The sequence below is a fragment of the Pseudomonas sp. HMSC057H01 genome (assembly GCF_001836405.1).
Lineage (GTDB): Bacteria > Pseudomonadota > Gammaproteobacteria > Pseudomonadales > Pseudomonadaceae > Pseudomonas > Pseudomonas aeruginosa.
In genome coordinates this window covers 386,168-404,249 of sequence record NZ_KV828512.1, presented here as the reverse complement: position 1 = coordinate 404,249, position 18,082 = coordinate 386,168, and the positions used below count along the sequence as shown (strand labels likewise).

17 protein-coding genes and 3 riboswitches are annotated in these 18,082 nt (G+C 69.8%); of the genes, 13 read left to right on the top strand and 4 right to left on the bottom strand.

Annotation, left to right across the window (positions count from 1 at the left end; genetic code table 11):
• Positions 1–22: 22 nt before the first annotated feature.
• Positions 23–2,179, bottom strand: a complete 2,157-nt coding sequence (locus HMPREF2581_RS26770; RefSeq protein WP_003138661.1) for a TonB-dependent receptor — start codon at positions 2,177–2,179, stop codon at positions 23–25.
• Positions 2,180–2,277: 98 nt separating this feature from the next.
• Positions 2,278–2,483: riboswitch (cobalamin riboswitch) on the bottom strand.
• Between the two features lie 157 nt (positions 2,484–2,640).
• A riboswitch (yybP-ykoY riboswitch) is annotated at positions 2,641–2,806 on the top strand.
• Positions 2,807–2,815: 9 nt separating this feature from the next.
• Here HMPREF2581_RS26770 and mntP point away from each other — a divergent pair.
• Positions 2,816–3,385 (top strand): manganese efflux pump MntP, encoded by a 570-nt coding sequence (mntP, locus tag HMPREF2581_RS26765; protein WP_003091017.1) that lies wholly within the window; start codon positions 2,816–2,818, stop codon positions 3,383–3,385.
• Positions 3,386–3,438: 53 nt separating this feature from the next.
• On the opposite strand, the gene HMPREF2581_RS26760 is transcribed toward mntP, so the two are convergent.
• Genes HMPREF2581_RS26760 through HMPREF2581_RS26750 form a run of 3 tightly spaced genes read right to left on the bottom strand, consistent with a single transcriptional unit; the run spans position 3,439 to position 6,504 of the window.
• Positions 3,439–4,167 (bottom strand): cobalt-precorrin-6A reductase, encoded by a 729-nt coding sequence (locus HMPREF2581_RS26760; RefSeq protein WP_003138663.1) that lies wholly within the window; start codon positions 4,165–4,167, stop codon positions 3,439–3,441.
• On the bottom strand, positions 4,164–5,264 hold the full coding sequence (locus tag HMPREF2581_RS26755) for a cobalt-precorrin-5B (C(1))-methyltransferase (RefSeq protein WP_003138665.1): 1,101 nt from the start codon (positions 5,262–5,264) through the stop codon (positions 4,164–4,166). The genes HMPREF2581_RS26760 and HMPREF2581_RS26755 overlap by 4 nt, the downstream gene beginning before the upstream one ends.
• Positions 5,257–6,504: a bifunctional cobalt-precorrin-7 (C(5))-methyltransferase/cobalt-precorrin-6B (C(15))-methyltransferase gene (locus HMPREF2581_RS26750; RefSeq protein ID WP_003138667.1), complete on the bottom strand. Its 1,248-nt coding sequence runs from the start codon at positions 6,502–6,504 to the stop codon at positions 5,257–5,259. The genes HMPREF2581_RS26755 and HMPREF2581_RS26750 overlap by 8 nt, the downstream gene beginning before the upstream one ends.
• 85 nt (positions 6,505–6,589) lie before the next feature.
• Positions 6,590–6,841, top strand: a riboswitch (cobalamin riboswitch).
• Positions 6,842–6,930: 89 nt separating this feature from the next.
• Between HMPREF2581_RS26750 and cobG the strand changes: the two genes are divergently transcribed.
• The 12 genes from cobG to sbrR all read left to right on the top strand — a co-directional run bounded on the left by cobG (position 6,931) and on the right by sbrR (position 18,051).
• Complete coding sequence (cobG, locus tag HMPREF2581_RS26745; protein ID WP_009313857.1) at positions 6,931–8,301, top strand: precorrin-3B synthase; 1,371 nt, start codon at positions 6,931–6,933, stop codon at positions 8,299–8,301.
• Positions 8,298–8,924, top strand: coding sequence for a precorrin-8X methylmutase (locus tag HMPREF2581_RS26740; RefSeq protein ID WP_003107929.1), 627 nt, complete (start codon positions 8,298–8,300; stop codon positions 8,922–8,924). The genes cobG and HMPREF2581_RS26740 overlap by 4 nt, the downstream gene beginning before the upstream one ends.
• Complete coding sequence (locus tag HMPREF2581_RS26735; protein WP_003091011.1) at positions 8,921–9,673, top strand: precorrin-2 C(20)-methyltransferase; 753 nt, start codon at positions 8,921–8,923, stop codon at positions 9,671–9,673. The genes HMPREF2581_RS26740 and HMPREF2581_RS26735 overlap by 4 nt, the downstream gene beginning before the upstream one ends.
• Positions 9,666–11,345 (top strand): precorrin-3B C(17)-methyltransferase, encoded by a 1,680-nt coding sequence (gene cobJ, locus HMPREF2581_RS26730; protein ID WP_003138696.1) that lies wholly within the window; start codon positions 9,666–9,668, stop codon positions 11,343–11,345. Before HMPREF2581_RS26735 ends, cobJ begins: the two co-directional genes overlap by 8 nt.
• A 69-nt stretch (positions 11,346–11,414) precedes the next feature.
• Positions 11,415–12,263 carry a substrate-binding periplasmic protein gene (locus tag HMPREF2581_RS26725; protein WP_003091009.1) on the top strand — a complete coding sequence of 283 codons (849 nt, stop codon included), beginning with the start codon at positions 11,415–11,417 and terminating at the stop codon, positions 12,261–12,263.
• Positions 12,260–12,619, top strand: a complete 360-nt coding sequence (locus tag HMPREF2581_RS26720) for a DUF4398 domain-containing protein (RefSeq protein ID WP_003091008.1) — start codon at positions 12,260–12,262, stop codon at positions 12,617–12,619. Before HMPREF2581_RS26725 ends, HMPREF2581_RS26720 begins: the two co-directional genes overlap by 4 nt.
• Positions 12,619–13,428 carry an OmpA family protein gene (locus tag HMPREF2581_RS26715; RefSeq protein ID WP_003091007.1) on the top strand — a complete coding sequence of 270 codons (810 nt, stop codon included), beginning with the start codon at positions 12,619–12,621 and terminating at the stop codon, positions 13,426–13,428. Before HMPREF2581_RS26720 ends, HMPREF2581_RS26715 begins: the two co-directional genes overlap by 1 nt.
• Before the next feature lie 193 nt (positions 13,429–13,621).
• Positions 13,622–14,260, top strand: a complete 639-nt coding sequence (locus tag HMPREF2581_RS26710; RefSeq protein WP_003091005.1) for a LuxR C-terminal-related transcriptional regulator — start codon at positions 13,622–13,624, stop codon at positions 14,258–14,260.
• Between the two features lie 85 nt (positions 14,261–14,345).
• Positions 14,346–14,714, top strand: a complete 369-nt coding sequence (locus tag HMPREF2581_RS26705; RefSeq protein ID WP_003138700.1) for a hypothetical protein — start codon at positions 14,346–14,348, stop codon at positions 14,712–14,714.
• A gap of 221 nt (positions 14,715–14,935) precedes the next feature.
• Complete coding sequence (locus tag HMPREF2581_RS26700) at positions 14,936–16,375, top strand: aminotransferase-like domain-containing protein (protein WP_003091003.1); 1,440 nt, start codon at positions 14,936–14,938, stop codon at positions 16,373–16,375.
• Positions 16,376–16,705: 330 nt separating this feature from the next.
• Positions 16,706–17,290, top strand: coding sequence for an ECF family RNA polymerase sigma factor SbrI (gene sbrI, locus HMPREF2581_RS26695; RefSeq protein ID WP_003119848.1), 585 nt, complete (start codon positions 16,706–16,708; stop codon positions 17,288–17,290).
• Complete coding sequence (gene sbrR / locus HMPREF2581_RS26690) at positions 17,287–18,051, top strand: anti-sigma factor SbrR (RefSeq protein WP_003158671.1); 765 nt, start codon at positions 17,287–17,289, stop codon at positions 18,049–18,051. Before sbrI ends, sbrR begins: the two co-directional genes overlap by 4 nt.
• Positions 18,052–18,082: the final 31 nt, after the last annotated feature.

Sequence of the window (18,082 nt, the reverse complement as noted above, 5' to 3'; positions counted from 1 at the left end):
GACGATTGCCGCGGTGCCGGCTTCAGAAACTGAAGTCGGCGGTGACGTTGAACGAGCGCGGCTGGCCCATGATCCATTGCTGGCCGTTGTTGTTGTCAGCCAGGGCGTACTGGCGGTCGAACAGGTTGTACAGCTCAAGGCCGAGGGTCAGGTCCGGCCGTACCCGCCAGCCCAGGTTGGCGTCGACCACCGTGTAGCCGGGCAGGCTGGCCTGGTTGGCGGCGTCGGCGTAGCGCCGGTCGACGTAGCGCAGCCCGGCGCCGACGCGCAGGGTATCGGCGAAGGACTTGTCCAGCCAGAGGTTGGCGGTGCGCCGTGGCACGTTCCTGGGGCGGTTGCCGTTGCGCGAGTAGGTCTGCTTGTCGATCGTTTCGTCGAAGTCGTCGTATTCGGCACGCACCAGCGCGGCGTTCGCCGACAGCCGCCAGTCCTGGGCCAGGTTCAGTTCCAGGCTGGCCTCCAGGCCGTCCGAACTCTGCTGGCCGACCTGCTGCGCGTCGTGCGGCGGCAGCGGGTTGGCGCTGAGCAGCTTCTTCTTGACGATATGGTAGGCGGCCAGGGTCCATTCGCCGCGACCGTCCGGGAACAGTTGCTTGAGGCCGACCTCGGTCTGCTTCGAGTGGGTCAGGTCCATTTGCTGCTGGGCCGCGTTGAGGGTGATCAGGTTGCTCACGCCGTCCTCGCTGGTGGAGTACTGGCCGTACAGCGACAGTTCCGGGGTCAGCGCGAAGACCAGCCCGGCGCGCCAGTTGCCGCCCTGCAGGCTGCGGTCGCTGCGGGTGCCGGCGCGCAGGTCGTCGCGGTCGATATGGTTCTGGTCGCGGCGCACCCCGGTCACCAGCGACAGGCGCTCGTTGAGCTGCAGGCGGTTCTCGGCGAACAGGGCGAAGGTGCGGGTCTGGCTGCGCGAGTGCGGCCGGTAGGGCGAGCGGCTTTCGAAGTAGCCGGGCGCGGGGTGCCAGGGGTCGATGTAGTCGCCGCCGACATCGGTATAGGGCGAGTTGTTGGTCAGGCGGAAGCGGATGCGGTTGTACTCGGCGCCGACCAGGGTGCGGCTGTCGAGGCCGAACAGGGCGTGCTGGAAGGCGAAGGTCTGGCGGTCGCCGATCTGCTCCTGCTCGTGGCTGATGCGCAGGTAGTCCTTGCGCAACAGCTCTTCGCGCGGGACGTCCCATTCGTAGGTTTCGGCGTTGCGCCAGTGGCGGCGGGCCTTGATGTAGTACAGCTGGTTGCTCGCGGTGACGCTGTCGGAAAGGCTCCAGTCGCTGGTCAGGCGGGTCCACTGGTCGTTGTAGCGCTGCACGTCGTTGCGCACGTTGTAGTTCTTCTCGCGCAGGCGCTTGTGGTACTTGCCGCCGACCAGCGGGGTGCCGAAGTCGTTCATCGGCTCCTGGTCGCCATAGTCGTGGGCGAGGGTGAAGGCCAGATCGTCGCTGGCCTGCCAGCGCAGCGCCGCGCTGATGCCCAGGTTGCGCGAGTCGCCACGGTCGATCCAGCCGTGGCTCTGCTGCTGGTTCAGGTTGAGCCGGTAGCTGAGGCTGTCGGTCAGCGAGCCGCCGCTGTCCAGGGCCAACTGGCGGTTGTCGTAGGAGCCGTAGCCGAGGCGCAGGTGGTTGCGGATCTCGCCGGCGAAAGGCTTCTTCGGCACCACGTTGATCACCGCGCCGGTGGCGCCTTCGCCGTACAGCACCGAGGCCGGGCCGCGGATCACGTCGATGCGCTCGACCATCCACGGATCGCTGGGGAAGTTCACCGTGCCCATGCCGGTGTACAGGCGCGTGCCGTCGAACAGTTGCATCACCGATGCGTGGCCGCTGAAGCCGCGCGCCGAGAGGCCGGTACCGCCATCTCCTGGGGTGCCGATGAAGCTGATGCCGGGGCTGCGGGTGACGGCGGCCTGGACGCTGGGGTTGTTGCGCCGGCGAACTTCCTCGCCGCTGATGCTGCTGGTGCTCGCCGGGGTGTCCAGGGCGCTGAGGCCCAGGCGCGAACCGGCACTGACCGGCGTGGCGAGATCGATGTGGTCGAGTTCGGCGGGGTCCTGGCGAACGCTGACCAACTGGCTGGGCAGGGCGAGGGCGGCTTCCTCGGTTTCGGCGAGGGCGGGCGGTACCAGCAGCAGGCTGGTGGATAGGCCGAGGGCGAAAGGCTCGGTGCGCAAACGGCTGAAGCGGGGCATGGGCGTTCCATCTCATGACCGGGCAGGACGGAACGCGCAGGAAATCGCAGGCGCGACAGCGCCTCGAACAACCGGCTCGCTCCCGCCCACCGCGGGTGTGCCAACAGGGCGTTGCAGGCCGGTCTCCGGGCTTGCGAGGGTCGTGAAATCCTCGCCTTCCCATGCTGGAGCACAGTGGCCTGAAGAGGATTTCGCTCGCTTACCGTTGCGGGGGCAGCGCCGGACTGATCACTGAAGTGACGCACCGGCTTCCCGTTTCACCTCCTGCGCGGCGGCAGGAGGCACCTGGAACGGGCCGGATGGGAACATCCGCACCGTTTCCAGTCAAGCCTTGAACGATCTGGATTGAATAAAATGTTATACTATAACAATTCGCTTGTGCAGTCTTTCTTCGCCGGACCCCACGCCCTGGCGCAGCTTCCCGGGGCATCACATTTTCTTCACGCCGGCCTGCTATGCTGCCGGCCTTCCTTGGGGAGTAGCCTGCCGTCACCCGTTGACGGCGCGCTGGTCAACATTCTTGGCAACCTGCCATGGCCAGCGCATCCAACCGGATTGGTGAGACCAACGACATTCCTGCGCCGAAGCCGGGCCGCGGGGTCATGTCGTTGACTCATGCCCGGCTGGAGTATCCGCGTGAATCCCGTTTCCCTGATCTTCCTCGCCTTCGCCATGTCCACCGATGCCTTTGCCGCGGCCATCGGCAAGGGCTCCAGCCTGGATCGGCCGCGCCTGTCGGAGGCGCTGCGCACCGGGATAATCTTCGGCGTGATCGAGGCCATCACCCCTCTGGTCGGCTGGCTGCTTGGCCAGGCCGCCAGCCAGTTCGTCGCCGACTGGGACCACTGGATCGCCTTCGTCCTGCTGGTGCTGCTCGGCCTGCACATGATCCACAACGGCCTGCGCGCGGATCATGCGACGGAACAGGAAAAGCCCGGCCAGCATTCGTTCTGGATTCTCGCGGTGACGGCGCTGGCCACCAGCATCGACGCGCTGGCGGTGGGCGTCGGCCTGGCCTTCGTCGACGTCAACATCTTCCTCGCCGCTGGCGCCATCGGCCTGGCCACCATGACCATGGTCACCCTCGGCACCATGCTCGGCCGGGCGCTCGGCGCAGTGACCGGCAAGCGCGCGGAGATGGTCGGCGGGGTGGTGCTGATCCTGGTCGGTGCGACCATTCTCTACGAGCATCTCAGCGCGGCGTGAGCGGCGCCGGAGACGGGGCGGGACAGGTCGCGGCGAGTGGGTGGGCGTTCGCTTCAGGCGCTTTCCCAATCGCGGATTGCCGCCAGCAGCGCCTCGCCGTCGGCGAACTCGCGGTCCGCCGGCGGCAGCGCCGGACGTGCCAGGACCAGCACCGGCAGGCCCATTTCCCGCGCCACCTGGAGCTTCGGCTGGGTGGCCTGGCTACCGCTGTTCTTGCTCACCAGCACGTCGCAGGCGAGGCGCTCGAACAACGCCCGTTCGCCATCCAGGCTGAACGGCCCGCGCGCGCCGATCACCTCGGCGCGCGGCGCGGCCGGCTGGCCTTGCAGGCAGCGCACGGTCCAGTGCTGGTGCGGCGGGACCTGGCCGAGATGCTCCAGCGGTTCGCGGCCGAGGGTGAACAGCGGACGGCGGAAGGGTGCGAGGGCGGCGATCAGCTCGCGCCAGTCGGCTACCTCGCGCCAGTCGTCGCCGGGCCCGGCCTGCCAGCCGGGCCGGCGCAGCGCCCAGCAGGGCACTCCGGCCAGTCGCGCGGCGCGCACGGCGTTCTGGCTGATCCGTGCGGCGTAGGGGTGGGTGGCGTCCACCAGCAGGTCGAAGCCCTGCTCGTCGATGAACGCCGCCAGCCCTTCGGCGCCGCCGTAGCCGCCGACCCGGACCCGGCAGGCCAGGTCGCCGGGCACCTTGCCCAACCCGGCGAGGCTGTAGAGATGCGCCGGACCGAGCCGGCGGGCGAGGGCCAGGGCCTCACCGATCCCGCCGAGCAGCAACAGGCGCTTCATCGGCGCTCCTCGCAGGCCTGGCCGACCAGGTTGCCCTGGCGGTCGATGGCGAAGACTTCCAGCGCCACCTCGGTGGGCACGATGCCGCGGGCGAAGCGCAGGGCGTGGGCGCAGACCGCATCGCCCAGGGCCACGCCTTCGGCGTGTGCCTGGGCCAGCGCCTGCTGGCTGGTGTTGGCGGCGCGCATGCTGTCCTGTAGCGCGGTGCTGGCACCGAGCGCGGCGGCCCAGCCGGCCAATTGCGGCAGGTCGATGCTGGAATGGCGGCTGTGCAGGTCGAGGTGGCCGCCGGCGAGCTTGCTGATCTTGCCGAAGCCGCCGCACAGGCTGAGCTTTTCCACCGGTGCCTTGCGCAGGTGCTTGAGCACCGCGCCGGCGAAGTCGCCCATCTCGATCAGGGCGATCTCCGGCAGCCCATAGCGCCGGCGCATGGCGTCCTCGCTGGCGTTGCCGGTACAGGCGGCGATGTGGCGGACGCCGTTGGCGCGAGCGACATCGATGCCCTGATGGATCGAGGCGATATAGGCCGAGCAGGAGAACGGCCGGACGATGCCGCTGGTGCCGAGGATCGACAGCCCGCCGAGGATGCCCAGGCGCGGGTTCATGGTCTTCAGCGCCAGCTCGGCGCCGCCCTCCACGCCGATGGCGACCTCGAAGCCGCCGGCGTAGCCCCGTTCGGCGGCGAGCTGGGCGAGGTGGCGTTCGATCATCTGTCGCGGCACCGGATTGATCGCCGGCTCGCCGACCGCCAGGGTCAGCCCCGGGCGGGTCACCGTACCGACCCCGGGGCCGGCATGGAAGCGCACGCCAGGCTCGGCGCCCAGGCGCACCCGGGCGAACACCAGGGCGCCGTGGGTGACGTCGGGATCGTCGCCGGCATCCTTGAGGGTGCCGGCTTCCGCGCCGTTTTCCCAGGCGCGGCAGAATTCCAGGCGCATCAGCACCTGCTGGCCCTTGGGCAGGACGATCTGCACCGCGTCGCTGATCGTGCCACCCAGCAGCAGGCGCGCCGCCGCCAGGCTGGTGGCGGTGGCGCAACTGCCGGTGGTGTAGCCGCTGCGCAACGGCGCGGGCTGCTCGGGGGTTTCCTCACGCATCGCGGGGAGGCTTCCTGGCGGCGGGTTTGCGCAATTCCAGCAGGGTGATCGGCAAGGCCTGGCGCCAGGTGTCGAAACCGCCCAGCGGTCGCGCGTGGGCGACGCCGAGGCGGGTGAGGTCGCCCCCCAGGCGTTGCTGCCAGTCGAGCAGCACCCGTTCGCTCTGCAGGGTGACCGCGTTGGCGAGCAGGCGGCCGCCGGGCCGCAGGCGCTCCCAGCAGGTTTCCAGCACGCCCTCGGCGGTGACCCCGCCGCCGATGAAGATGGCGTCCGGCTCGGGCAGTTCCAGCAGCGCCTCCGGGGCGCTGCCGGCGACCAGGTGCAGGGACGGTACGCCGAGGGCGTCGCGGTTGTGGCGGATATGTTCCTGGCGCTCGTCGTTGGCTTCGATGGCGATCGCCCGGCAACTGGGGTGCGCGCGCATCCATTCGATGCCGATGGAGCCGCAGCCGGCGCCGACGTCCCAGAGCAGCTCGCCGGGGCAGGGCGCCAGGCGCGCCAGGGTCACGGCGCGGACGTCGCGCTTGGTCAACTGGCCGTCGTGGCGATAGGCCTCGTCGGCCAGGCCCGGGGTCAGCGGCAGGCGCACGGCGCCGGCGCCGGCGCGGCATTCCACCGCCACCAGGTTGAGATCGGCGGCGCGTGGCAGCGACCAGTCGCCGGCGAGGCCGTCGAGACGGCGCTCGAGCGGCCCGCCGAGGTGTTCCAGCACGCTCAGGCGACTGGCGCCGAAGCCACGGGCGCTCAACAGGCGGGCGATGGCGGCCGGGCTGTCGCCGTCATTGCTGAGGACCAGCAGGCGCCGGCCGTCGTGGACCTGTGCCTGCAGCGCCGCCAGCGGACGCGCCACCAGCGACAGGCAGGCGACCTCCTGGAGGGCCCAGCCGAGGCGGGCGGCGGCCAGCGAGAGGGAGGAGGGCGCCGGCAGGACTCGCAGTTCGGTCGCCGGCAGTTGCCGGGCGAGACTGGCGCCGACGCCGAACAGCATCGGGTCGCCGCTGGCCAGCACGCAGGTCGGCTGGCCGCGCCGGGCCAGCAATGGTTCCAGGGAGAACGGCGTCGGCCAGGTTTCGCGGGCGGCGCCGATGCACGGCGGCAGCAGTTCCAGCTGGCGCGCCGCGCCGACGATCCGGCTGGCTTGCAGCAGGGCACGCCGGGCCTGCTTGCCGAGGCCGGGATAACCGTCCTCGCCGATGCCCACCAGGGTCAGCCAGGGCGGCGTCGAGTCTGCCGATGACACGGTTCCGATACTCCTGAAATGCGTCTGTGAAGGGCCCGCGACGGCTTCCGGACGGAATGGGTTTTCCCGGCCCCGGGCTGGGCGGCATAATAGCGCGTTCGTCGGTGCCCGGCCCTTTCGCGTTAGCGCGGGGCCAACGAGGGCCGAAGAGGGAACACGGAGCCGCGGTCTTTTCGAAGCCCGGGCCTAGCCGTGGCTGCCCCCGCAACTGTATGCAGCCTGTATTCGCGCCATTCGCCACTGGATTACCGGGAAGGCGGCGTGAAGCGGAGGTTCCTCCCCCGGGTGGAACGCCGGGCTGCGAGCCAGGAGACCTGCCGCCGAAACCAGTCGCGAGTGCCAACATCGGGCGGGGTGTACCGATGCCGTGGTCTGTCCCTGGGGGACAGCGGTGCGGTCGCCGCGACGCCGATTCGAGTAGCGTTTTTGAACGACGACCAGACCCCGGCGCCCCTGCCCGTACCACGTCCGTCACCCTGTCCCGGCCTGCTGCGTATCGTCCAGGCGCTGGACGGCGGCATCTGCCGCATCAAGCTCGATGCCGGTCGCCTGGACGCCGCCCAGGCACGCGCCGTGGCGGCCGCGGCGCGGGATTGCGCCAGCGGCGTGATCGAGGCGACCAACCGTTCCAACCTGCAATTGCGTGGCGTCCGCCGCGGCGAGGAAGAGCGGCTCGTCCGCCGCCTGCTGGACGCCGGCCTCGGTCCCCGGCATGGGGCCCTGGCCGGCGCCGACGACGTGCGCAACCTGATGCTCAGCCCGGCCGCCGGGCTCGATCCGCACCTGTCGCTGGACGTGCGCCCGCTGGCCGCTCGGCTGTTGCTGCGGCTCCAGGCGGACAGCCGCTACCACGCGCTGTCGGCCAAGTTCGCCATCCAGCTGGACGGCGGCGAAGACCTGGCGATGCTCGAACATCCCCATGACATCTGGCTCTCGCCGATGCCCGCGGCGCCGACCGCGACGCTGGTCTTCGGACTCGCCGGCTGCCCGGCCCGCGACCGCCCCCTGGCGGCGTTGCCGGCGGAGCGGGGCGAGTCCCTGGTGCTGGCGCTGCTCGACCTGTTCCTCGAACGCGCCCAGCCGCAACAGACGCGGATGCGCCACCTGTTGCAGGAGCTGGCCGGAGAATCCTTGCTGGAGGCCTTGCAGGCGCGCCTGGATTTCCCTCTGCGGCGTGACGAGCGGGTGGCGGCCTGGCGGCGTCCGCCGGGGCGTGCGTGGAGTCATCTCGGCGTCCAGCCGCAACGCCAGCCGGGCCTGGCGATGGTCGGCGCGGCGGCGCCGCTCGGCCGGCTCGACAGCGCTTGCCTGGAAGGCCTGGCCGAGCTGGTCGAGCGCCATGGCGACGGCAGCCTGCGCCTGACCCCCTGGCAAGGCGTGCTCCTGCCGAACCTGGCGCAGGCCGAGGCCCACCAGGCGCTGCTCGGCCTGCGCGGACTCGGCCTGCTGACCGAGCCCGACGCGCCGTTGGCGCGGCTGATCGCCTGCAGCGGTTCCAGCGCCTGCGCCAGGGGCTTGGCCGACACCAAGGGCGACGCCTTGCGCCTGGCCGAACGCCTCGGCCCGCGCAGCGACCTGCCGCAACTGCACCTGTGCGGCTGCGAACGGTCCTGCGCCGCTGCCCACCGCGCGCCGCTCACCCTGCTGGCGCGCAGCGGCGGGTTCTACGACCTGTACCGGCGCGACCCATGCCACCCCGGATTCGGCCAGTTGCTGGCCAGCCGCCTGACTTTCGCCACGGCCGCCGATTACCTGGCGGCCCTGCCTTCCCAGCCCACTTCCGGAAAACCCGCATGATTGACTACATCCGCGATGGCCAGGCGATCTATCGCCAGTCGTTCGCCACCATCCGCGCCGAAGCGAACCTCGCCGGCATCCCGGCCGACCTGGAAAAGCTCGCGGTCAGGGTGATCCACGCCTGCGGCATGGTCGACGTGGTCGACGACCTGCGCTTCTCGCCCGGCGCCGGCGCCGCCGGCCGCGCCGCGCTGGCCGCCGGCGCGGCGATCCTCTGCGACGCGCGGATGGTCGCCGAAGGCGTGACCCGCTCGCGGCTGCCCGCCGCCAACCGGGTGATCTGTACCCTCAACGAAGCGGACGTGCCGGCGCTCGCCACGGAACTCGGCAATACCCGCTCGGCGGTGGCCCTGGAGCACTGGCGCGAGCACCTGGAGGGCAGCGTGGTGGTGATCGGCAACGCGCCGACCGCGCTGTTCTACCTGCTGGAAATGCTCGACGCCGGCGCGCCGAAACCGGCGCTGATCCTGGGCTTCCCGGTCGGCTTCGTCGGCGCCGCGGAATCCAAGGAGATGCTCGCCGCCGATAGCCGCGGGGTGCCCTACGTGATCGTCCGCGGTCGCCGTGGCGGCAGCGCCATGGCCGCCGCGGCGGTGAACGCCCTGGCCACGGAGCGCGAATGATGAGTGTCGTGAAGGGCCGCCTGCTGGGCCTGGGCGTCGGGCCCGGCGATCCCGAACTGATCACCCTCAAGGCCCTGCGCCTGCTGCGCGCGGCGCCGGTGGTCGGCTATTTCGTGGCCAAGGGCAAGAAGGGCAACGCCTTCGGCATCATCGAGGCGCACCTGGACCAGGCCCAGGTGCGCCTGCCGCTGGTCTATCCGGTGACCACCGAGAAGCTGGAACCGCCGCTGTGCTACGAGACCATCATCAGCGATTTCTACGACACCGCCGCCGAACAGCTGGCCGCGCACCTGGACGCCGGCCGCGACGTGGCGGTGATCTGCGAGGGCGACCCGTTCTTCTACGGTTCCTACATGTACCTCCACGACCGCCTGGCGACGCGCTACGAAAGCGAAGTGGTGCCTGGCGTTTGCTCGATGCTCGGCGGCGCGGCGGTGCTCGGTGCGCCGCTGGTGTACCGCAACCAGAGCCTCTCGGTGCTCTCCGGAGTGCTGCCCGAGGAGGAGTTGCGCCGGCGCCTGGCGGATGCCGACGCGGCGGTGGTGATGAAGCTCGGCCGCAATTTCGACAAGGTCCGCCGCGTGCTGGTCGAGCTTGGCCTCGAGCGCCGCGCGCTGTACGTCGAGCGGGCGACCATGGCCAACCAGCGGATCGTGCCGTTGGAACGGGTGGAGCCGATGGCCTCGCCGTACTTCTCGCTGATCGTCGTCCCCGGCGACAAGTGGCAGGGAGGGGCCGGCGGTGAGTGACGCCCAGCAGGTTCCGGCCATCGTCATCCTCGGCCAGGGCGCGCTGGATACCGCGCGGCGGGTCCAGGCGCGCTATCCCGGGGCGCTGGTCCACGGGCTCGCCGGGCGGGTCGAGGCCGACCGTTCCTATACGGACTTCGGCGACACCCTGCGCGAACTGTATTGCGCCGACCGCCCGATCGTCGCCCTGTGCGCCGCCGGCATCGTCATTCGCAGCCTGGCGCCGTTGTTGCAACGCAAGGGAGCGGAGCCGCCGGTGCTGGCCCTGGCCGAGGACGGCAGCGCGGTGGTGCCGCTGCTCGGCGGGCTGGCCGGGGTCAACCGGCTGGCGCGGGAAATCGGCGAGGTGCTGGCCGTGGCGCCGGCGATCACCACCAGCGGCGAGCTGCGCTTCGGCACCTGCGTGCTCAACCCGCCCGCCGGTTATGTCCTGGCCGACCTGGAGCAGGGCAAGCGCTTCGTTGCCGATTTGCTCGGTGGCCAGCCGGTGCGCGTCGAGGGTGCCGCCGACTGGCTCGACGCGGCCCGTTTGCCGCGCGACCCGGAGGCAGCGCTGGCGATTCACGTGACGCCCTCGGCGCGTGCGCCGCGGGCCGAGGAACTGCTGATCCATCCGCGCTGCGTGCTGGCGGCGCTCGAACCTGCCGACGCGGCGGCGGACGCGGTGCGCCAGGCGCTGGTCGATGCCGGCCTGGCCGCGGCGGCGCTCGGCGGCTTGCTGGCCGACAGCGCGCGGATGGCCGATCCGCGCCTGCAGGCCGCCGCCGATGCGCTCGGCGTACCGCTGCGCTTCCTGCCGCAGACCGATCCCGCTGCGCGCCTGCGCCAGGCCTTGCCCGCCGCCGAGCAGGTCGGCGACCGGCTGGCGGTGGCCGCCGCGCCCCTGGCGATGGACCGCATCGGCCAGCGTCGCGGCCGACTCACGGTGATCGGCCTGGGGCCCGGCTGCGCCGAGCTGATGGTGCCTGCGGCGCGGCGGGCGCTGGACGAGGCCGAGGACATCCTCGGCTACCAGACCTACGTCGACATGGCCGGACCCTTCCGCGCCGGACAGGTGCTGCATGGCAGCGACAACCGCGAGGAATTGCAGCGCGCCCGGCATGCCTTCGAACTGGCGGCGACCGGCAGGGCGGTGGTGTTGGTATCGTCCGGCGACCCCGGCGTGTTCGCCATGGCCGCCGCGGTGCTGGAAGCCCTGCATGGCGCTGGCGAGCCGGCCTGGGACGCGGTCGAGCTGCGGATCTTCCCTGGCGTCTCGGCGGCCCTGGCCACCGCGGCCAGGGCGGGGGCGCCTCTGGGCCACGATTTCTGCCTGCTGTCGCTGTCCGACAACCTCAAGCCCTGGGAGGTGATCGAGCGGCGCCTGGACCTGGCCGGCGCCGCCGACCTGGCGATGGCTTTCTACAATCCGATCTCGCGGGCGCGGCCCTGGCAACTGGGACGGGCGCTGGAGATCGTCGCCCGCCATCGTTCGCCGCAGACCCTGGTGGTGCTCGGTCGCGACATCGGGCGGCCCGGTGAGCGCCTGCTGCGCACCACCCTGGGCGAGCTGCGTGCGGAGCAGGTGGACATGCGCACCCTGGTGATCATCGGCTCGTCCACCACCTGCAGCTTCCCGCGTGCCGACGGCGAAGCCTGGGTCTACACGCCGCGCTGGTACCCATCGGAATAGCGGGGCGGGAGCGCGCGCGGAAATGTGGCAGACTGCTGCGCGCATCCCTGTACCGCGGAGCCTGAATCCATGTCCTTTCGCTGTTCCCCGTGCCGCCTGGCCGGCATCCTGCTGGCGGCGCTGTTCGTTCCGGGGCTGGCCGCGGCGGCCGGCTCCTGCGAGCGCCTGGTGGCCACCGGCAACCCGGAGTACCCACCCTACCTGTGGCGCGACCCGCAGGATCCGAAGCGCCTGATCGGAGCCAATGCCGACCTGTTGCAGCGCCTGGGCAAGGAGCTCGGCGTGCGCATCGACGTGCTCTACAGCGGCTCCTGGGAGAAGGCCCAGGAAGAGGTGACCAGCGGTCGCGCCGACCTGCTCGCCGGGGCCTACCTGACCCTGGCACGGCTCGGCAGCATGGACTACGTGCATCCGCCGTTCCTGATGACCAGCGGGGTGGTCTGGGTGAACAAGGACGCCGCGTTCCCGTTCATCGGCCGCGACGACCTGATCGGGCACAAGGGCAGCGTGCTGGCCGGCAGCAGCCTGGGCGAGGAGTTCGACCGCTTCGCCAAGGCCAGTCTCGACCTGAAGCCGGTGCCGAGCCTGACCCAGGGCTTGCAGGACCTGATGCTCAAACGCAGCGAGTTCCTCCTCTACCAGGCGCTGCCCGGGCAGGCCCAGGTCGAGGCGCTGGGCATGGCCGACGACCTGGAGGCGCTGGAACCGGTGCTGAGCAGCGAGGGGCTGTACCTGACGCTGTCGCACAACTCCGCTTGCAACGATCCGTGGCTGCGCGGACAACTGGCGAAAAAGATGACAGAATTGTCGGCTGCCGGCGTTCCCGTAACGCTCTTGCAGGACAATCTCGAACGCTGGAAAGCCCAGCAATTGCCGGCTTCCGGCGCCAGTTCGACTACGCAGGAAAGTGACTTGTGAGCATTCGATGGATGATGGCCGCAGGCCTCGCCGCGCTGACCCTGAGCGGTTGTGCGAGCAACGACCCGGCTCCGCTGGAGCAGATGCGCCTGACCGAACAGGCGCTGGAGCAGGCCAAGGCGGTGGGTGCCACCGACGACGTGGCCGAGCTGAAACTGGCCCAGGACAAGTACGCCGCGGCGCAGATCGCGATGACCGCGGAGTCCTACAAGAAGGCGCGCCTGTTGGCCGAGCAGGCCGAGCTGGACGCACGCCTCGCCGAGTCCAAGGTGCTGACGCAGAAGAGCAAGGACCAGCTCGGCGAGCTGGACAAGAGCCTGAAACGTCTGCGCAAGCAACTGGGGGAGACCGACTGATGCCGGGCAAAGCGACTCTCTTCGCCACCCTGCTGGCCTGCGCCGCGCTGGCTGGCTGCGCCGACCACAAGCTCAGCGAACAGTCGCTGGCCAAGGCGCAGAGCGAGTTCGACCAGGTCAAGGAAGATTCCGACGTGCTCCGCGCGGCGCCCAAGGATGTGATTCGCGCCGGCGAATCGCTGGCCCGCGCCGAACGCCTGTCCAGCTACTGGGGCAGCAGCAGCGACGTGATCCAGTATGCCTACCTGAGCCAGCGCTACAGCGAGATCGCTCGCCAGCACGCCTTGCTCAACCTCAACCAGGAGCGCCTGACCCGCCTGCAACTGGAGCGCGAGCGCCTGCAACTGGCCCTGCGCGAAGCCAAGCTGCTCAGCGTGCAGGAGCAGGGCCAGCGCCTGAGCGAGGAGATCGCCAGTCTCAGCACCGAGGAAACCGAGCGTGGCCTGGTGCTCACCCTTGGCGACGTGCTGTTCGACTTCAACCGCGCCGAACTCAAGCCGGCGGCCAACCGCACCGCGCTGAAGCTGGTGCAGTTCCTCCAGCTCAATCCGCGGCGGGTGATCCGCATCGAAGGCTATACCGACAGCGTCGGCGACAGGCAGGCCAACCTCGACCTGTCGCGCGAGCGCGCCCAGGCGGTGGCCGACGTGCTCGCCGATCTCGGCGTGGATCCCGCGCGCATGCAGGTGGTCGGCTACGGCGAAGCCTTCCCGGTCACCGACAACGCCTCCAACCGGGGGCGGGCGCAGAACCGCCGGGTGGAGATCGTCTTCTCCAACGACAAGGGCCAGCTCAGCGCGCCGCGCTGAGTCCCGCGCCGCCGCAGGGGGCCCCGGTACCCCAAAGGGGCCGGGGCTTTTTTCGCCTGGCGAACCGGGTGGCGCCGGATTTCTCTGTCAGAACTTGCGCAAGAGCGGGCTATCATCGGGATCGAACTAGTTCGAGCAGCAATCCGTGCAGCATAAGCACCTTGTATTTCGTTATAACGAGTAGAGAGGCGCAATGAGTTCGAACGAAACCCTGCCGGGGCTGGTGATCGCCGATTCCTTCCCGGTCATGCAGTGGGCGCTGCAGCGCTACCTCAGCGAGGAGTGCGGACGCCAGGTGCTGGCGGTGGTCGGCGATAGCGACAGCCTGGTGGAGCGCCTGGCCGACCTGCCGCCGGAAAGCATCCTGATCACCGAGCTGGGCTTGCCTGGCCAGCGCAGCCGCGACGGTATCCACCTGGTGGAATGGCTGACCCGACACTGCCCGCAAATGAAGGTGATGGTCTACTCGGTGTTCAGCGCGCCGTTGCTGGCCAAGGCGGTCCTGCGCAGCGGCGCCTCGGCCTACATCAGCAAGCGCAGCCCGCTGGAGACGCTGAAGGCGGCGCTGGAGTGCATGGCGCTCGGACAGACCTTCCTCGACCCCGGCCTGCACCCGCAGCGGCATACCGGCAAGCCGCTGAGCCCCACCGAGGTGGACATCCTCCGGCGCCTGGCGCGTGGCGACACGGTCAGCGAGATCGCCCAGCGGACCATGCGCAGCGTGTCGACCATCAGCACCCACAAGAAGAACGCGATGGTCAAGATAGGCCTCAACAGCGACGCCGAACTGATCGCCCTGGGCGTGATGAACTGGCTCCACGAACTCGCCTGACCGGGTTCGAAACATCTCGACCGCCAGTTGCGGAACAATCCTCGCCAGCCCCCGGGAGCCATCCCGCCGCAGCCGAGGAATCCGCATGATCCGCCAGCCCCGCTTTGCCCGTTTCGTCCTGCCGTTGTTGCTGAGCCTGTGCCAGCCGTCCTTCGCCGCCGAACTCCGCGCGGTTGCCGAAGCACGCCGCCAGGAACTCCTGCTGGAGGACTCGCCGGTGGCGTGCGGCGAGGCGGGCTGCACGGCGCGGGAAAGCCTCAGCCTGGTGGCATTGCAGGTGCAGGCCCGGGTTCTGGTCACCCGCCTCGGCCGCGATGACTTTTCCCCGACCTCCCGCCAGCCCGCCGCCGTCCCGGACTACCGCCTGTTCGGCGATCTCGGCCTGGCGCCAAGCCCCTTCGCCTGGCAAGCGTCGACCGGCGAGAGCGCGGCGGCGGACGCGTTGCGTTTCTGACTTTCCCTATGGCCGCTCCCCAGGCGGCTCTTGGCGGACTATTTCCCGCCCGCACCCGGCCGGTGGCGACCGACCGGGTTTTCTTTTCCTCGCGAACGCGCCGTCTCTGCGACCGACCCGTACAGTTTTGCGACTGTATGCCTGGTTGTCGGCCGAACTGTTCTGGAGCAGTTTCACGAATTGAGCTACTGTTTCGGTTCAATCGCCGAGGAAAACCCGCCATGACCAATCTGCTGCTTTACCAACGCATCGCCCAGCAGTTGGCCGAGGACATTCGCCGTGGCGTCTACCAGCCGGGCGAGCGGGTACCGTCGGTGCGCAAGCTCAGCACCCAGTTGAACGTCAGCCACGCCACCGTGCTGCAGGCCTACGCCACCCTCGAGGACCAGGGACTGATCCGTGCCCGTCCGCAATCCGGCTTCTACGTCCACCGCACCCCGGCGCTGACCGCGCCGACCCCGGATATCGCGCGGGTCGAGCGTCCCGGCCTGGTCACCCGCAGCAGCATCATCAACCAGGTGCTCGCCGAGTCCCGCCGCGAAGGGGTATTCCCGCTCGGCGCGGCGGTGCCGCACGTGGACTACCTGCCGGTGCGCGCCTTGCACCAGCAACTGGCCAAGGTCACCCGCTTCCAGAGCCCACGGGCGTTCAGCTACATGTTCAGCCCCGGTTTCGAGCCGCTCCGGCGGCAGGTGGCGATCCGCATGCGCGACGCCGGCGTGGTGGTCGACCCGTCGCAGGTGACCATCACCCACGGCTGCGTGGATGCGATCCACATGGCCCTGCGGGTGCTGACCCGTCCCGGCGACCTGATCGCCACCGAGTCGCCGAGCTACTACGGCCTGCTGCAACTGGCCGACGTGCTGGGCCTGAAGGTCATCGAGATCCCCAGCGACCCGCGCACCGGGATCAGCCTGGAGGCGCTGCAACTGGCGGCCAACCAGTGGTCGATCAAGGCCTTGGTGCTGACCGCGCGGCTGAGCAATCCCTTCGGTGGGACGATTCCCGAGGATCGCCAGAAGCAACTGCTGAAACTGACCGCCGAACACAACATCGGGGTGGTCGAGGACGACATCTACGGCGAACTGATGTTCGACCAGGGCCAGGCGCGCTCGCTCAAGTCCCACGACCGCGACGGCCGGGTGATCTACTGCTCGAGTTTCTCCAAGACCATCTCGCCCGGCGTACGCATCGGCTGGATCATCGCCGAGCGCTACCAGGAGGAGATCCGTCGCCTGCAGACCTTCACCACCCATTCGGCCTGCACCGTGACCCAGATGGGCGTCGCCGCCTACTTGGAGAACGGCGGCTACGACCGCCACCTGCGCTACATCCGCCAGGAGTACCGGAAGAACATGACCGCCTACCAGTTGGCGGTGCAGCAGTACTTCCCGGAGGGGACGCAGATGACCCGGCCCAAGGGCGGCTTCATCCTCTGGGTCAGCCTGCCGGCCAAGGTCAACACCAAGGAACTCCACGTGCGGGCCCTGGAGCAGGGCATCAGCATCGCCCCGGGGCTGATCTTCAGCAACACCGAGCAGTTCAACAACTGCCTGCGGCTGACCTGCGGGATTCCCTGGAACCGCGAGGCGGAGCGGGCGATCATGACCCTCGGCATGCTTGCCGGGCAGCTTTGCCAGGAAGGCCTTATCGCCGCCTGAGCGCGAGGCGCTCCCCTGGCTGAGGGGCGCCCCGCGACAGTCCGCGAAGAATTTTCCCGGGGATTAACCCGAATCCACCGACAGCTTCGTCTCAGCGGGTATCTCTCCGCTGCACGACGAGGTCGTCTCGATGTTTTTCCCGGCTTCCATCCGGACCGGCACTTTCGCCGAACTGTCCGACGCTGGAAAATGTCTACCGATAGCCGCTCCGGCCGCGCTTCTGGCGACGGCCCGGGCGTTTCGTGGCGACGCCGATGCGTGCCGCGAAGGATGTGGCCGATGAGCCTGCTCTCGGTCGCCTTTGACACAGGACAGGAGTCGACCAGCGGCATGCATGCCTCCACCAGCGCCACGACGGCCGCCGGCAGCGACGAAACGCTGCTGGCGCGTTACCGCAAGGGCGACAGCGCGGCCTTCGAGGTGCTCTACCAGCGCCATCGGCAAGGTCTCTACCGTTTTCTCTGCGGCCTGGCCGGACAGACCGAACTGGCCGACGAGATCTACCAGGAAACCTGGCTCAGCCTGATCCGCAGCGAGAGCCAGCCGCAGGGCCGGGCGAGCTTCCGCACCTGGCTCTACCAGATCGCCCGCAACCGCCTGATCGATCATTGGCGCAAGCATGGCCAGCGCCAGCCGTTGCAGGACAGCTACGACGAACAGTTGCACGCGCAACCCGACCAGGGCGCCGGCCCCGAGCAGCAGCTCAGCCTGAGCCGCGACGGCGAGCGCTTGCAGAGCGCGCTGGAGACCCTGCCCGAGGAACAGCGCGAGGTATTCCTGATGCGCGCCCACGGAGAACTGGAACTGGCCGAGATCGCCACGCTCACCCAGTCGCCGCTGGAGACGGTGAAGAGCCGTTTCCGCTACGCGGTGCAGAAGCTGCGCCGGCTGCTGGCCGAGGAGGTGGCGGTATGAACCCACAGAAGCATTCCGCGAGCGTCGCCGAAGAGCAGATGCTGGCGCATTTCCGCGCCCACGCGCCGCAGCAGCCGGCGCCGGCGCTGGACCAGGCGATCCTCGCCGCCGCGCGACGCCAGGCGGCGCATGTCGAACCCGCCCGGTCCTGGTGGCGGCGCTGGCTGGAAGCCTCCCGCAGGCCGCGTTGGCAGGCGGCCTTCGCCAGCCTGCTGGGCGTGGCGCTGGTGCTGGGGCTGGTCAGCCACAACGTGCTGGACGACGCCGAGCGCCAGGCCCGGCCCGAAGTGGCGTTCAGCGATGTGCCCCTGCGCGACGGAGTCGCCGGGGCCGCTGCGGCGAAGCGGGCCATGCGCGCGCCGGCGGCGCCGGCTCCGCTGTCCAGCGAGATGTCGGAGTCCCCGGCCTTGCTGGCCAGCTACGCATCGTCCGGGGAGGCGCCGCAACTGATGGCCGAGGCCGCGCCGCCGGCTCCGGCTGCCCTGGCCGACCGACCGCCGGCCCAGGCCGCGCAGCAGGCGAAGGTCCAGGCGGAGCTGGCTGGCGACTTCGTCGCCCAGGCCAGGGGCAAGGCGGTTGCGGTGAAGCCGGAGGTGCTCGACGAGGCGCTCGGGGCGGTCCTTGCCCTGCGTGAGCAGGGCAAGACGGAGCAGGCCGCGACCCAGTTGGCCGAGCTGCAGAAACGTTTCCCCGGAGAGAACCTGGTGGAACGACTGGAACGCCTCGCGACGATAGCCGCGAGCGCCAAGAAACGGCCGTGACGACCATGGCCCGCGACGCCGTGATGGCGTC